This is a genomic window from Hydrogenibacillus sp. N12, assembly GCF_019645935.1.
Taxonomy (GTDB): Bacteria; Bacillota; Bacilli; order Thermicanales; family DSM-22653; genus Hydrogenibacillus; species Hydrogenibacillus schlegelii.
Genome location: NZ_CP080953.1, coordinates 710,825 through 724,248, shown reverse-complemented (window position 1 = coordinate 724,248; position 13,424 = coordinate 710,825). Strand labels below are relative to the sequence as shown.

Annotated in this window: 17 protein-coding genes and 1 pseudogene; 6 read left to right on the top strand and 12 right to left on the bottom strand. The window is 65.7% G+C overall.

What is annotated here, in order from left to right:
- Nucleotides 1-20 precede the first annotated feature (20 nt).
- The 4 genes from K2M58_RS03430 to K2M58_RS03415 form a co-directional block, all read right to left on the bottom strand.
- A complete protein-coding gene (locus tag K2M58_RS03430) occupies nucleotides 21-833 on the bottom strand; it encodes a DNA/RNA nuclease SfsA (RefSeq protein ID WP_220678294.1) in 813 nt (270 codons plus the stop codon).
- Nucleotides 834-977: 144 nt separating this feature from the next.
- Nucleotides 978-1,715 carry a YggS family pyridoxal phosphate-dependent enzyme gene (locus tag K2M58_RS03425; protein WP_220678293.1) on the bottom strand — a complete coding sequence of 246 codons (738 nt, stop codon included), beginning with the start codon at nucleotides 1,713-1,715 and terminating at the stop codon, nucleotides 978-980.
- A gap of 297 nt (nucleotides 1,716-2,012) precedes the next feature.
- Nucleotides 2,013-2,315, bottom strand: a complete 303-nt coding sequence (locus tag K2M58_RS03420) for a peroxiredoxin (RefSeq protein ID WP_220678292.1) — start codon at nucleotides 2,313-2,315, stop codon at nucleotides 2,013-2,015.
- Nucleotides 2,316-2,678: 363 nt separating this feature from the next.
- Entirely contained in the window at nucleotides 2,679-3,533 is an 855-nt protein-coding gene (locus K2M58_RS03415; protein WP_289628267.1) for an HAD-IC family P-type ATPase, read from the bottom strand.
- Between the two features lie 160 nt (nucleotides 3,534-3,693).
- Between K2M58_RS03415 and K2M58_RS03410 the strand changes: the two genes are divergently transcribed.
- Complete coding sequence (locus K2M58_RS03410) at nucleotides 3,694-4,497, top strand: SIMPL domain-containing protein (RefSeq protein ID WP_220678290.1); 804 nt, start codon at nucleotides 3,694-3,696, stop codon at nucleotides 4,495-4,497.
- Between the two features lie 262 nt (nucleotides 4,498-4,759).
- On the opposite strand, the gene K2M58_RS03405 is transcribed toward K2M58_RS03410, so the two are convergent.
- The 6 genes from K2M58_RS03405 to K2M58_RS03380 all read right to left on the bottom strand — a co-directional run bounded on the left by K2M58_RS03405 (nucleotide 4,760) and on the right by K2M58_RS03380 (nucleotide 7,669).
- Nucleotides 4,760-4,972, bottom strand: coding sequence for a heavy-metal-associated domain-containing protein (locus K2M58_RS03405; protein WP_220678289.1), 213 nt, complete (start codon nucleotides 4,970-4,972; stop codon nucleotides 4,760-4,762).
- Between the two features lie 221 nt (nucleotides 4,973-5,193).
- Entirely contained in the window at nucleotides 5,194-5,628 is a 435-nt protein-coding gene (arsC, locus tag K2M58_RS03400) for an arsenate reductase (thioredoxin) (protein ID WP_220678773.1), read from the bottom strand.
- Nucleotides 5,629-5,667: 39 nt separating this feature from the next.
- Nucleotides 5,668-5,790, bottom strand: coding sequence for an ArsB/NhaD family transporter (locus tag K2M58_RS12935; RefSeq protein WP_354667525.1), 123 nt, complete (start codon nucleotides 5,788-5,790; stop codon nucleotides 5,668-5,670).
- On the bottom strand, nucleotides 5,777-6,271 hold the full coding sequence (locus K2M58_RS03390) for an ArsB/NhaD family transporter (protein WP_220678288.1): 495 nt from the start codon (nucleotides 6,269-6,271) through the stop codon (nucleotides 5,777-5,779). Before K2M58_RS03390 ends, K2M58_RS12935 begins: the two co-directional genes overlap by 14 nt.
- Nucleotides 6,272-6,364: 93 nt before the next feature.
- Nucleotides 6,365-6,892, bottom strand: coding sequence for an ArsR/SmtB family transcription factor (locus tag K2M58_RS03385; protein ID WP_220678287.1), 528 nt, complete (start codon nucleotides 6,890-6,892; stop codon nucleotides 6,365-6,367).
- A gap of 288 nt (nucleotides 6,893-7,180) precedes the next feature.
- Nucleotides 7,181-7,669 (bottom strand): DUF4870 domain-containing protein, encoded by a 489-nt coding sequence (locus K2M58_RS03380; protein WP_220678286.1) that lies wholly within the window; start codon nucleotides 7,667-7,669, stop codon nucleotides 7,181-7,183.
- Nucleotides 7,670-7,844: 175 nt separating this feature from the next.
- On the opposite strand from K2M58_RS03380, the gene K2M58_RS03375 reads away from it, so the two are divergent.
- From K2M58_RS03375 to K2M58_RS03355, 5 genes are all read left to right on the top strand, one after another.
- Nucleotides 7,845-9,218 (top strand): protease complex subunit PrcB family protein, encoded by a 1,374-nt coding sequence (locus tag K2M58_RS03375; RefSeq protein ID WP_220678285.1) that lies wholly within the window; start codon nucleotides 7,845-7,847, stop codon nucleotides 9,216-9,218.
- A gap of 60 nt (nucleotides 9,219-9,278) precedes the next feature.
- The gene (locus K2M58_RS03370) at nucleotides 9,279-10,595 is read left to right on the top strand and encodes an RNA-guided endonuclease InsQ/TnpB family protein (protein ID WP_220678284.1); all 1,317 of its coding nucleotides are present in this window, start codon (nucleotides 9,279-9,281) and stop codon (nucleotides 10,593-10,595) included.
- A 188-nt stretch (nucleotides 10,596-10,783) separates the two neighbouring features.
- Nucleotides 10,784-11,260, top strand: a complete 477-nt coding sequence (locus K2M58_RS03365; protein WP_066202642.1) for a magnetosome magnetite crystal formation protein family — start codon at nucleotides 10,784-10,786, stop codon at nucleotides 11,258-11,260.
- Between the two features lie 14 nt (nucleotides 11,261-11,274).
- Nucleotides 11,275-11,682, top strand: coding sequence for a hypothetical protein (locus K2M58_RS03360; protein WP_220678283.1), 408 nt, complete (start codon nucleotides 11,275-11,277; stop codon nucleotides 11,680-11,682).
- Complete coding sequence (locus K2M58_RS03355) at nucleotides 11,672-12,076, top strand: DUF309 domain-containing protein (RefSeq protein WP_220678282.1); 405 nt, start codon at nucleotides 11,672-11,674, stop codon at nucleotides 12,074-12,076. The genes K2M58_RS03360 and K2M58_RS03355 overlap by 11 nt, the downstream gene beginning before the upstream one ends.
- Before the next feature lie 235 nt (nucleotides 12,077-12,311).
- Here the strand turns inward: K2M58_RS03355 and K2M58_RS03350 are convergent, their stop codons facing one another.
- On the bottom strand, nucleotides 12,312-13,319 hold the full coding sequence (locus K2M58_RS03350; protein WP_289628266.1) for an RNA-guided endonuclease InsQ/TnpB family protein: 1,008 nt from the start codon (nucleotides 13,317-13,319) through the stop codon (nucleotides 12,312-12,314).
- Nucleotides 13,319-13,390 (bottom strand): annotated as a pseudogene (locus tag K2M58_RS03345) (IS607 family transposase); the annotation flags it as partial. The gene K2M58_RS03350 and the pseudogene K2M58_RS03345, both read right to left, overlap by 1 nt.
- Nucleotides 13,391-13,424 lie beyond the last annotated feature (34 nt).

Below are 13,424 nucleotides of genomic sequence, written 5' to 3'. Positions count from 1 at the left end.
CATCGCCGAAAGGCGCCGGCTCATCCCTCGAGCAAAACCGGCAGCGTTCCGGCGAGGGCGACCTCCTCCGGAGACGGCCGGGTGCCGATTGCCCGGATGAAGACGCCCGAACGAGCCGCCGCCTTGAGCTCCGCGGCAAAGGCCGGATCGACCGCCTCCGCCGGCGCCACGCCGGCGACATCGCCCCGCAGGGCGACAAACCATAAAACCCCCGCCTCGCCGGACGCCGCCCGCTCCGCCAGCGCCGCCAGGTGGCGCCGCCCGCGCTCCGTCACGGCATCGGGAAACCGGCCGAGGGCCCCGTCCCGAAGCGTCACCGCCTTCACTTCGATCCAAAGGGACGGCGCCGCCGGCGCGTCCAGACGAAAATCAAAGCGATGCCGCTTCCACCGCGCCTGTCGCCGGAGCACGGCCCCGGGAACGGGCAGGATCGCCGAACGAAGCACCGCCTCGACCACCCGTTCCGCGAGCGTCGGCACGACGGCGACGAACCGCCCCGGCTCCGGTTCGGCGAGCACCGCCCGGTGCGTCGTCCGCGGCCCCTCCGACCGCCCGGACGCCGACGCGCCCGATGGGGCCGGAAAGCCCGCTTCCTTCCCGGGCGCCTCCTCCCCCGACGATCCCCCCCGCCCCTCCTCCCTTGCCGGCGTTTGACTGGCGACCGACGGTTGCCGCACCTCCACCCACACCCGACCGCCCGGCACGAGGACCGTCTCGAGCCGCCCCGGATCGCCGAGATGGGCGCGGAAGAAAACGCCGCTGGCCTCGTCCTCGGCGATCACCACGAAGCGGTTTTCCCGGCGAAGAAAGCGGGCCGGGCGAAGCGGCGGCAACTTAAGCCGGGGCGTCTTCTCTCCCGCTTCGGCGACTTCGGCCAGGGCCGCATCGATCGCGCGAAGAAGCGCTTCGATCGCCGTCCCGCACGCCCCCTTTCGCGGCCGGGCCTTCTCGCCCGGCCGTGACGGCTCCGGCCTTGCTCAGCCGGCGGGCGGCCGCGGGCCGAAGATCGCCGACCCGACGCGGACGATCGTCGCCCCTTCTTCCACCGCCAGCTCCAGATCCCCCGACATGCCCATCGAAAGTTCGACCGGCGGCGTCTCCCCGAGGCCTAAGGCCAGCGCCCGGTCGCGGATCTCCCGCAGGCGGCGAAAGCTTTCGCGCACCGCCGCCTCATCGTTGGTATGGGCGCCGATCGTCATAAAGCCCCGTACCCGAAGCGCCGGCAAGCGGACGACCTCCTTGTAAAACGGAAGCGCCGCCTCCGGCGCCACGCCGAATTTGCTCTCTTCGCCGGACGTATTCACTTGCAGGAGCACATCCAGCGTCCGGCCTTCCCGTTCCAGCCGCCGGTTTAGCGCCTCGGCGAGGGTCGGCCGATCGAGCGAATGGAGCAGACGAATGTAAGGCAAGACGTCTTTCACCTTGTTCGTCTGCAGGTGCCCGATAAAATGCCACTCCACCTCGAGGTCCGAAAGGGCCGGCGCCTTGTCCCGAAGCTCCTGGGCCCGGTTTTCACCAAAAGCCGTCGCCCCGGCCAATGCGGCCGCCCGAAGCCGCGCCGCCGACACCGTCTTGGTCGCCAGGACGAGGCGGACCGTCGCCGGGTCGCGCCCACTCCGCTCCGCCGCCTGCCGAATTCGGGCCCGGACCGCCTCGATCCGCGCCCGAAGCTCGGCGACGTCCGCGCCGGCGAAACCCTCCTCGCGCACGGCCATCCCTCCCGACGCCTTCGCTTCGCTGGCTTCATTGTATCGGCCGCCCCGGACGATGGCAAGAAAAATCCCCGAAGCGCCGCTTCGATCGACACTTCGGGGGACGACCTCCGTTTTCGGCTTAGGCAAGCGCTCCCGGGTCGCATCGCCCGGCCTCAAACCGCGGCAGCCGGTACCGGTCTGCGACGTCCGATCTCGAGCCGCGACCGCCGGCACCGGGCCACGGCGCCGGGCATCCGTCCGGCACCCAAGCGCGAAGCGAAGCGACAGGCCCGCCCCGCCCGCGCCGAAGGTCGAGCCTTAAAGCGTCTTTTTCGCCAGATACCAGTCGATCACCTCCAGCGACGCGTCCTCCAGCCGCGCCCGGGCTTCGTCAACCGTCTTGGGCGTCGGTACGATGACCGGGTCGCCCGGCCGCCAGTTGGCCGGAAGCGCCACCTGATGCTTGGTGTTTACCTGAAGCGCGTCGACGAGGCGGAGGATTTCGTCCATGTTCCGTCCGGCTTCCATCGGATAATACAGGATCGCCCGGAGGATTTGCCGGTCGTCGATGATGAACACCGCCCGCACCGCCGACGTGGCGCTCTGAGCCGGCATGATCATCCCGTACGCCTTCGCCACCGTCAAGTTGAGGTTTTCGATGATCGGAAACTCGATGCGGAGTCGAACCGCAACAAAGCGGCCGCACGGCCCAATGGCCGCTACGACCGCCGCGTCGCGTCGTCCGGACCCTAAGTCCCGAACGGGCCGGTCGACCCGAACGCCCGGAGATCCTTTTCCGTCCCTGGGTTTTCACACGATGATCCGCCTTTGACAAGCCGACCTGCCGAATAGAAGGAAGCCCTGAATGGGCACAGCGATGACCACGACGATCAAACCAATGGTCGACCGAAACGACAACGACCGGTCGCAGCGATCAAAAAGCGGTTCGGGGTTGTCATGCGCCGCAAAGAACATGGTTCCCCGTCAGGGCCGCATCCCAAGGAGCCGCGCCGAATTGGCCAGGATGAGCACGTCCGGGATCGACTGCGCCGCCGCCAGCACGGGAGGTAAAATCCCGACGGCGGCCAGCGCAGGCCCGAGGACGCTGTAGCCGACGGTAAAGCCCAGATTGCCCTTGATGACCCGCACGGTCCGGCGCGCGAGGCGGAAGGCTTCGGTGACGAGGCGAAAATAGTCGCGAAGGAGCACGACATGCGCCGGTTCGGCGGCGATGGCCGTCCCCGCCTCGCCCACGGCGATGCCGACGCCGGCCTGGGCCAGGGCCGGGGCATCGTTCACGCCGTCGCCGACAAAGGCCACGCGGCGGCCGCGGTCTTGATACGCTTTGACCGTGCGCTGTTTGTCCTCCGGAAGGAGCACCGCCCTCACTTCGATCTTAAACCCGGCAGCCCGAAGGCGGTCGGCGAGGGCGCGGGCGGCCGCCTCGTGATCGCCGGTAAGCATCACGATCTCCTCGATGCCGAAGGCCTGCAGCTCGGACAGCGCCTCCAAAACTTCCGGGCGCAGGCGATCCTGGGCCGCGAGCACAGCGCGAAGCCGGCCGCCTACCGCCCCGGCAAGCGGCGTCTTGCCCGCGCCGAGATGGCGCTCCAACGCCGGCGGAAGATCCACCGAATGGGCGACGACTTCCTCCACGATCCATTTCGGGCTGCCGACGGCAACGAGCCGGTCCTGTACCCGCGCGCGGACCCCCCTGCCGGGAAGCGCCTCAAACGTTTCCGGCTCCGCCGGAGAAAGGCCGCGTCTGCGGGCCGCCTCCACGACGGCCTGCACCAGAGGATGTTCGGAATACCGTTCGGCCGAAGCGGCGAGGGACAAGATGTCCTCAAAGTGACCGACGACAACGGTTTTGACGAATTGTGATCGCGGCGACCTGTTTGGGAACCTTGCGTCTCAACGGGTCTTTTGTGTTGTGTCATGCAACTTCTGTTGGACGCGCGCGTCAAATTTACCAAACGATCGAAGGGGTGAACGCCAAATGAAATCTTTTTTTCGCAACATGCTTGAAACGCGCGAACCGTGGCGCGCGACCGCCGTTTTGATCCTCGCGTTGTCCCTGATCTTGGTAGGCGGCGCGCTGTGGGCTTTTCGCCTCCCGCATACGGACGCCGCCGGAGATCCCGCCGTCGTGAACGCCGTGCAGGACGCCAAGTCGTCGATCCAGGTGGAAGGGCACGGGCGTATCAGCGGAACGCCGGACGTCGCCTGGGTGACGCTGGGTGTCGAGACGGAGGCGGAGACGGCCGAGAAGGCGCTTTCCGACAACGCCCGGATCATGGATAACATCCGCAAGACGATCAAAACGCTCGGCATCGACGACCGCGACGTAAAGACGGCCGTCTTCAACACGCAAGCGGTCTATGACTACAACGAACGCCGGCGCGTGTTGCGAGGATATCAAACGATCCATCTGCTCCAGGTGACGGTGCGGCGCGTCGATCGCCTCGGCGAATTGCTCGATCGGACGGGTGCCGTCGGGGCCAACCGTATCGACGGCGTGCAGTTCGGCGTGGAGGAAGCGGCCGCGCTTCAAAAAGCGGCTCTTGAACGAGCGGTGTCCGACGCCCGAGCCAAAGCCGAGGTGCTGGCCGAAAAGAGCGGGCTGAAAATCGTCGGCGTGCGGACCGTCGTCGAATTGCCGAGCAATCCGTCGCCGATGCCTCGCATGATGTACGATATAAAGAGTGAAGCGACTTACAGCGGAGCGGCGCCGGCGACGGAAGTTTTGCCGGGCGAACTGGTGTGGGAAGCCGCCGTGCAAATGGTCTTCGACGTCCGTTGAATGTCGAACATTCGCCGAACGCGCGTCGCCGGCCGGCGCCTATCGATTGCCTGCCGGCGACGCGTCGTGTACAAGGGGTGACTTTCTCAGGGGAAGGGCTTCCTGGCGGCAGGCAGGCCTGCCGGGTTACACCGCAGGCTACTCGCCTGCGGAGGGAACCGTCACTTAAGTCCCGACTGCGTCAGGTGCCGGACTTATGCCCCGGCCCTTGACGATACGTGCACAAAACGGCTCACCCGTTTGTCCCAGCGCCAGTGCCGGATCACACGGACGGGCAGACGGTGACCCGCTCCGGATCGATGGCGACCTTTGCCTTTTCTGTGGACAAAAAGACCTGGACATGCTGAACGCCGGGCAAGGCCGATAAAGCCGCCTCCACGTTCCGGGCACAGCTGGCGCAGTCCATGCCGCGGACGGTGAGTTCGAGCATTGGATAAAGAGGCGCAAACCCGGTGACCGACGGTTGCGCCTTCATTGCCGATCCTCCCTTTCTGCCTCTTGCGTCCAATCGCCGGAGGCGCTCAGCCCCGGCCGAACGTTCCTTCATCCGCCGCCGCTTTTCATCATCCCCATCGGGAACGATCCGCTCGGCGGCAAGAGGACCTTCCGGGCGAAGCGGACCGATCTCGCTGCGGCATTTCCGGCGGCATGAACGTCGGCGCAAAGCCGGGCGCAGAGCGGATGCAACCTCGGCGCTCAGCGATCGCTTTCCGGCACACCGCCCTCGGCAAAGGCGCGGATGCGCGCTTCGATTTCGTCCCGCACCTTCCGGAACACCGCCAGGCGCTCCGCTTCCGTCCCCTCTGCCCGGGCCGGATCGGGAAACTCCCAGTGCAGCCGCCGCACATGGGGCGGCGTCGGCGGACACGTGTCGTAGGCATCGCCGCAGAGGGTGATCACGAGCGCCGCCCGGTTCAAAATCTCGCGATCGATCGTCTTCGAGCGATGGTGAGAAATGTCGATGCCGACCTCGGCCATCACCTTGACCGCCAGCGGATGGAGTCCGTGGGCCGTCACCCCGGCGCTCAGCACCGTATATCGATCGCCGAGATACTTTTTGCCGAAGCCTTCGGCCATCTGGGATCGGGCCGAATTGCCGGTGCAGAGGAAATAGAGAATCGGCTTGTCCATCGGCTGATCCATCTTCATCCAGCCTCCCGTTCTTTACGGTCATGCGATGATGCTCAACCAGAGCGCCAGGGCCAGAAGGGTCACAAAGAGCGTGGGGATCGTCAGGACGAAGCCCGTTTTCATTTTCGTCCACCAGCCGATGACCCCTTTATTTTTCGCCAAAACGAGGAGCCAAAGGAGCGTCGCCGGCGATCCGATCGGCGTAAGCTACGATCCCAGATCCGAACCGAATCACATTGGCAAAAATAAGCGCTGCTTTAAACAGCCCCGTCACGCCAGAGGCTTCGTTGGCCGGCGCCTCCACCATCACCGGGGGCACATTGTTCATGACCGAAGATAATAACGCCGCCAGAAAACCCATGCCCACCGGCGCCAGAGTCACCCCGCCCTTTTCCAAACGGGCGATGAGCGCCCCAAGAGGGTCGTCGAACCGGCATTTTTCCAACCCGCAGACGACGACGTACATCCCGATGGAAAAAAAGACGATCGACCACGGCGCCTCTTTGAGCACGCGCACCGGGGAAACGGCGGAAGAGCGCCGGGACGACCAGAGAAAAACAAAAGAAAGCGGCAAAACGATCAGCGAGACGGGCACTTTCAGCAGATCGCCGACGATGTAACCGAAAAAGAGAACGCCAGGCACCCACCGGTGGCCCTCGTGGTGGTTTTGTGGCGGATTTTACGACCGGCCGCTATACTGTTTCTGTTTCGACCTTTTCCCGCCAAACGCCGAACCTTAACGCCGACACACCGGCGCCGCAACCCCGGACATGAGGCGCCCGATCTCGTCGGACATGTCGGGCAAATCCTTCAGGAGACAGACGAAAGGGGCAGGGAGCGCGTCGTTCAAGCGATAAACCACCCACTGCCCCCGGCGCTCTCCGGCGACCAGGCCTGCCTCCCGCAGTCGGCGCATGTGCTGCGAAATGGCCGACTGACTGATCCCGAGAAGCGGCACGAGCTCGCAGACGCAAAGGGGCCGGACCCGCAAAAGCGCCAGGATTTTAAGCCGCGTCGCATCCCCGAGCGCCCGAAAGAGCACCGCCCGGCGCTTGAAGACATCGAAAGAAGCAACGGCCGCCGGACGCTCTTCGACGCCGGCGGGACCGTCGGAGTCTCGGCGCCCGCCGAGCGTGAAAGACCCGTCGGCCTGCCCCCGAAAGGCTTCCAGAGCGATGCGCCCCTCCCCGCCGGCCGTCTTTGCTCGCCCCTGTCCTCGGCCGCTCGCCTTCTGCGAAAGCAGCCCGCCTTCCCACGATCGCATCGTCTCCCCCCTTGGGCCCGAAAGGCTGCCTTTGCCGTTCCGCAAGGAAAAAGCCTTACCGGCTGTTCGATCGCCCATAAGGATATTAGCATATGCTTATGTATCTCGCAACCAGGGTGCCCGCGCGTCACGGGAGCCATCCGGCTCTGCGCTTGCACGCCGCGAGACGGACGCAGGCCGCAAAAAGCCTCCGTAACCGCCGGCTCCTTGGATCCGGCGCCACGGAGGCAAGAGGGCGGCCAAGCGGCCCGTCGCCGAAGTTTCCCGCTTTACCCGATGTTCCCCGCTTCACCGGAAAAACGAAATTGCGATCGGATAGCGGAACGGTCGCCCGTCCTTTGCCCGAACGGCCCCGACGATCGGGGCGATCAACCAAAGCAAAAAGAGCGCCAGGACGACGGCCGCGCAAATTAAAATGAGTCCCGTCCGAACCGGAACCCCCGTTCCGACCGTCAACCGGCCTTCCAACGACGAGTGCAGCTCCCAAGGAACGGTCTGTTCCATCCCTATGAGCTCCGGCCGGAAGGGAAACATCAAAAGCACCGCGAGGAAAATCAGCCCTCCGCCCAGGAGAAGAACGGTCAGCTGAAAATTAAGGACGGCTTTGCCGTTCCGATCGATCATCGGATGGGCGTCCTTTTTCCAGAGCCAAAGCCCGAGCGGCACCAGCACGGCAAGAAACGGGACGCTTGGCATCAGAAAAACAAAAAAGGGACTCAGGTGAAGCGCCATCGCCCAGTTGCGGGCTTCCCGTTCGCCCATCTCTCCTCCGGCCATCGCCGGCTCTCCTCCTCGCCTGTTTGTCGTTTTATGCTGTTTTACCCTTTTCATTCCCTCTTTTTCATTCTACCTTCAACCGCCGGTCGACCGCAAACCGCCCCGCACCCGCAACCGGACGCCGGTGCCCGACGTCTAATTGGTTAAAGCAACCCGATCGAAAGGAACGATGCCGATGAGGACCGACCGATTCGATGTCTCGGCGCCGATGCCCCGGACCCGGCTCGATGCGGCCGCCCGGCGATCGCCCGAACCGGCGCCGGCTTCGCCCGATGCGCCCCGATCCCGCCGGGCATATGCCGCCGTCGGCCCGCCCGGCGGAAAGCCTCGCTTCGCTCTTTTCGTTCTCCTCGCCCTGGCGATCGGCGCCCTCCTTCTCCGCTTTGAAGGCGCCCGGCCGGCCACCGCCGCCGCGGCTTTTCTCGCGACGCTCCCCGAGCGAAAGGCGGCGGCCGATGCCGCCGCCGCCCGCCTCCGGGATGACGGCTGGATCCGAGGCGATGGCGCCGCCGGGCTCGCGCTCGACCGGCCGATTCGGTACGGCGAGGCGGCCGTCGTCCTGGCCCGCTTCTTTCCCGAGCCGCGCCGCGCCGTCTGGCCCGAGACGCCGATCGAGGGGCGCTATCTGAACGTCCGGAAGGAAGCGTGGTACCGATCGGCGCTCGCCGTCCTCGCCGACGCCGGCGTCTTCTTCGACCTTCGGGCCAATTTTGAAGCGCCCATCCCGTACGGAGAACTCATCATCGTCCTCGCCCGCACGGCCTCCGCCCTGCACCTCATCGATCCGAACGCGCCGATCGCCTCCGAACCGACGGCGCCCTCGCCCGCCTCTCCGCCGGTAAGCGAACGCCCCAAACCGCTTCCGATCCCGGAACCGGAGGGGCCGCGCCGCTCCGACGCCGAAGCCGAACTCGCCCTCACCGCCCTCCGGGCGCTCGGCGTCATCGAGGACGGCGATGCGAGGGCCCTCGGTTTCGAAGCGCCGCCGGCTGAGGGACGCCGCGACGACGCCGCGACGAGGTCGGAGGAGCGGCGGCGCCCCCCTCTCTGGACGGCGCCGGTGGAACGCCGGCTCGCCTTTCTCTGGATCGACCGGCTCCGGGATGTCGCCCGCCTCCACGCTCCCGCCAACTCGGACCCGAGCGCCGAGCGGCCGGGCGGAAGCGATCCCGTCGCCGAGGAGGAGTGGAGCGTGCCCGTCACCGTGCACGAGACGCGCCTTCATCCCGAAGTCAAGCGGGTCGTCCTGAGCGCCGATCTGCCGAACCCCGGCTACCGCCTCACCGTCCTTCGGGTGGAATTTTCCGACGGAGGGCGCCGGGCGGCGATCGTCTACCGGATCGAGGCGCCCGAACCGGGACGGTTCTACCCGCAAGTCATCACCCGGCGGGAGGCGGTCGCCTACGTCCCGGCCGACGCCGCCGTCGTGGCGGTGCCGGAGCGCTCCGTCCCGCCGAAACCGCCGGGCGTTTCACCGCCCGAAAGACCGCCGTCCGGTGATCTTATAGAACGCCGCGGGAAGACCCGCCTCCTTCAGGGGGCGGGATGAAAGCGGCGCTTGAACGTTTGTGCGAATTTCGGTATCCTCGGCTTAAAGGAGGTGAAAGGCATGGCCTGGAGTTCCGCCTCCCATCCCGATCGACTGCTCCTCACCCGGCAGTTTCCGATCGGACCCGACCGCCGGCCGGAGTTCGAACCGATCATGCAGGCGGCCAACCGGATCTGGAATTCGTGCGTCTGGCATTCGCGGGAGATCCGGGAAAAAGAAAACCGGTGGCCGAACGAAGGGGAGCTGAAAGCGAAGTTCAAGTTCTTCAAGGTCTGGAAGGAACTCCACTCCCAGTCGGCTCAGGCGGTCGTGGAAGAGTACTTTGAGGCCGTCTCCGGCTACCGGAAGCACCGGGAAAACGGTCACGATGAAATGCGTCCGCCGGATTTCAAACCGAAGAAACACCTTCGGACCGTGACCTGGAAAAAGCAGGGCTTTGACGTCCGACCGGACGGCCTTGGGCTGAAGCGATCGCGGGGAAAAGATCCCGTTTCGGTTCCGCTGCCTGCGGGATGGAACGTCATCGTCCTGCCGGATGGACAAAGCATCACCGGGACTCCGGTCGAGGTCAAGGTGAAGGCGATCGTCCGTCGCCGGAAGGTGGAAAACCTGATCCTCCACGTGACCTTCGATCTCGGGGTCATGCCGGTCCGCCCTGAGGCGGGTCCCGTTGCGGCGTACGACTACAACGCGGCCATGCTTGCCCGGGCGACCTCCGCCGGTGTGCTGGATCTTTTCGTCGGCCGCGAACTCCTGGCCCAGATTCAGTACCGCAACAAGGTGCTGGCGGAATTTCAGGCGAAGATGAGCCGCCTCAGGGAAGGGTCGCGGCGCTGGCGCCGGCTTCAGACGGCCAAAGCCCGGGTCCTTGAGAAGCTCGATCGCCGGATCCGGCACATGGAGCACGCCCTGACGAAAGCGCTGGCCGAACTCGACCGGAAAGAAGGCATCGCCGTCAGTGTCCTCGGCGATCTGACCGGCCTTCGCCGCTCTGCCGGAACCGGGATGAAGGGGAAGAAGGCCAGTCAGAAGATCCACCAGATGGCCTACGATCGCCTCGGCTCCCAGCAGGGGTACAAAAACCTCATGCGCGGGATTCGGACGATCTTTCTTCCCGAAAAGTACACGTCATCGACCTGTTACGCCTGCGGCCGGCGAGACCCGTCGTCGAGAAGACATCGCGGGCACTGGAAGTGCAGGCGATGCGGCTTCTCTTTGCAGGCGGATCTGAACGGCGCCGGCAACCTGCTCAAGTTCCGGCTTGCCGAAAACGTCGTCGGCGTACCCGGTCCGGTGTCTTTCCACACGATCCGGCACTGGCGCTGGGATAAGCGCTACAACCGGTACGTACACGTATCGTCAAGGGCCGGGGCTTAAGCCCGGTACCTGACGTAGTCGGGACTTCAGTGACGGTCCCCTCCGGAGGCGCGAAGCCTTCGGTGTAACCCGGCAGGACATCCTGCCGCCAGGAAGCCCTTCCCCTTCAGGGGGAGGGAGAAAATCACACTCCTCTCGGTTTTCGGTCCTCCGTCGTCGGGCACCGAAGGGGAAGCTGGCCTGAGGAGGTGACTTGGCTGATCCCGCCCAAGCTCGTCCGCCGCCGCCCTCCTTCGCCGATATTGCTTCGAGCGCTCGGCGGCCTCATCCACGGGAGCGGCCTTATGGCGATCGTCTTTCGCCTGCCTTTTGTTCAGATTTTGCTTCCGCTCGCCCTCTGGGTCCTGCTCGGACGCCTCGACCCTCTCCTCTACGACCACGGTCGGGAGGCGACTCGCTTTCAGTTCACCTGGACGGGGCTTGCGACGCTGGCGTTTTTGCCGGCGGCGATCGCCGTCGGCCGCGGGACGGCACCACCCCTCGACGTCGGGCCGGGCGGCGGCGCGGAGGGATGGCCGGGGATCGTAGGGACCGTCGCTTCCACGCCGTTTCTTTGGCCGTTTGCCGCCGTCTTCACGGGCTGGCTGATCCTTTCGTTCTGGGGCGCCGTCTCCGCTGCGGCAGGGCACGTCGTCCGCTATCCGCTCACGCTCCGGCTATTTTGAAGCGCCGGCGGCTGATGCGGCCCAAACCGAGCGCAAACGACGGAAAGGAGCCGACGCAGGTCGTACAGGACCGGTCTCTGGTTTGCCGTCGTGCAGGGCATCCCGAACTGTTCCCCGTCTCGAGCGTCGCTCACGCCGTCTTGATCCCGGGCGTCATTCGCCTGAACATCCACGAAGAGGCCGACGCCGATCACGAAAACGGCCGTCCGACCTTCGGTCAGAACGCCCTCATCGGTTTCTCTAAGCTCCACTTTCTCTGCGCTTCTCTTTTCCCTTCCTCGCCCCGGCGTTTCCCCACCACGCGGCACGCCCTGAGTGCCGGCTCCGGCATCGCTCCCATCGCGGGCGGCTTCCGACCGCAGGCGGCGCCGACCCGAAGGATCCGCGGCATCGAGGGAGGGAAGCTCCAGAATGAAAAATAGCCCCCAAACCGGCGGTCCGGCGGCCGATCCCGGTCGCGACCGGGCCGCGGCTCTCGCGACTTACGTCGCGCTCATGGCGGAGGGCCGCTATTTCGACGCCCATGAAGCGCTGGAAGACGTCTGGCGGGCCCGGGGGCGCGACCCCTTTTTGCAGGCTTTGATCCAGATCGCCGCCGCCTACCATCACGCCGCCCGGGGCAACCGGCGCGGCGCGGGCCGGCTCCTCGCCACCGCCCGGGCCCACCTCCGCCGGGCCGCCGACGTGCCGGAAGGCTGGTCGAAGGCCGCCCTCTTTGAGGCGATCGAGGCGGCCGATCGCCTTTTGCAGGACCCGACCGCGACCGGTGCGCACGACCGGTGGCCGTTCCCCTTTCCCGATCCGGCCGACGCCTGACCCCGCTCCGGCCGAGGTCGGCCGCCCCGAGGCGGGCCTTTCGCGTGCTTCGGGGCCGAACGTCTCATGAACCGGCGCGCCCGATCTGGGCTCCCGTTCCGCAACTCATAGACAAATCTCCCATCGAAGGGATACTGTCCGGTTGCTTCCTGCTTCATCCACCGGCACCGGCCGGAGCCTGCAACCTCCGGTGTCCACAGGCTTAACTTCCCGCGGAACTCACGGTAGGACCGTCTTACGCCACGGTCAGGGCAAACCTGAGCAGATTCTTGGCCGCATTCACGTCCCGATCGTGATGCGTGCCGCACGCCGGACACGTCCACGCCCGGACGAAAAGCGGGAGTTCTGACAGAACGTGGCCGCAGGCGTGGCACGTCTTCGACGTCGGCTCAAAGCGCCCTGCCTTCACGATCCGCACGCCTCGAAGTTTGGCTTTCGCTTCGAGGAGCGCCCGGAAGGTGCCCCAGCCGACGTCGGCGATGTGCCGCGCCAGGTGGTCGTTCTTCAGCATGCCGGCAACGTTCAAATCCTCGATCGCGATCACCGGATGCGTCCGGACGAGTTCGGTCGTGCGCTTGTGGAGGAAGTCCAGACGAATGTTCCGGATCTTCCGGTGCAGCCGGGCCAGGCGAAGGGCCGATTTTTGTCGGTTCTTTGAACCTTTTTCCTTCCGGCTGTGGGCGCGCTGGCGTCTTTGGAGGAGGCGGAGCCTTTTGGCGAGGGGCTTGGGCGCTTCGATTTGAGTGACGCCGCCGGCTTCTTCCGCCTTCGTCGCGAAGGAATTGAGCCCGAGGTCAATCCCGGCGGCCGGACCCTTAGGAGGGGTGGGATCCGGAATTTCTTCCTCCACCGTTACGCTCACAAACCAGCGGTCAGCCTCCCGGCTGACGGTGGCGTGGAGGATGCGCCCCTGCGGGAAGCGGGTCTTTACGCCGCCTTTCTTCCGGCGGACGGGCTTCTCTTTCAGGCGCACGGCGCCGATGCGAGGGAGCACGATGTGGCGCGCCTTTCCGGGATAACGCCTGTCACTCCCGTCCAGAAGCAGGCGAATCGTGCCGGAACTGTTATCCAGCCGGAAACTGTCCCGCCGGTCGTGTTTCCGCCGGAACTTCGGATAGCCGATCTTCCGGCAGATCTTCCGCCCGCGAAAGAAGTTTTGGAACGCCTTTTCCAGATCCCGCAGCGCCTCCTGCGGCGCCCATTTGGACACTTCGTACATCCACGGGAAGTCCGTCTTCTTCACAATCGTGCGGCAAGGGAAGTGAGGACCTCGGTCATGTCGCGCACCAGGTCATCGTCAACCTCTCTTTCTTCTTGCCCTCTTTGACCCAGCGCCACGCCGTCTTGT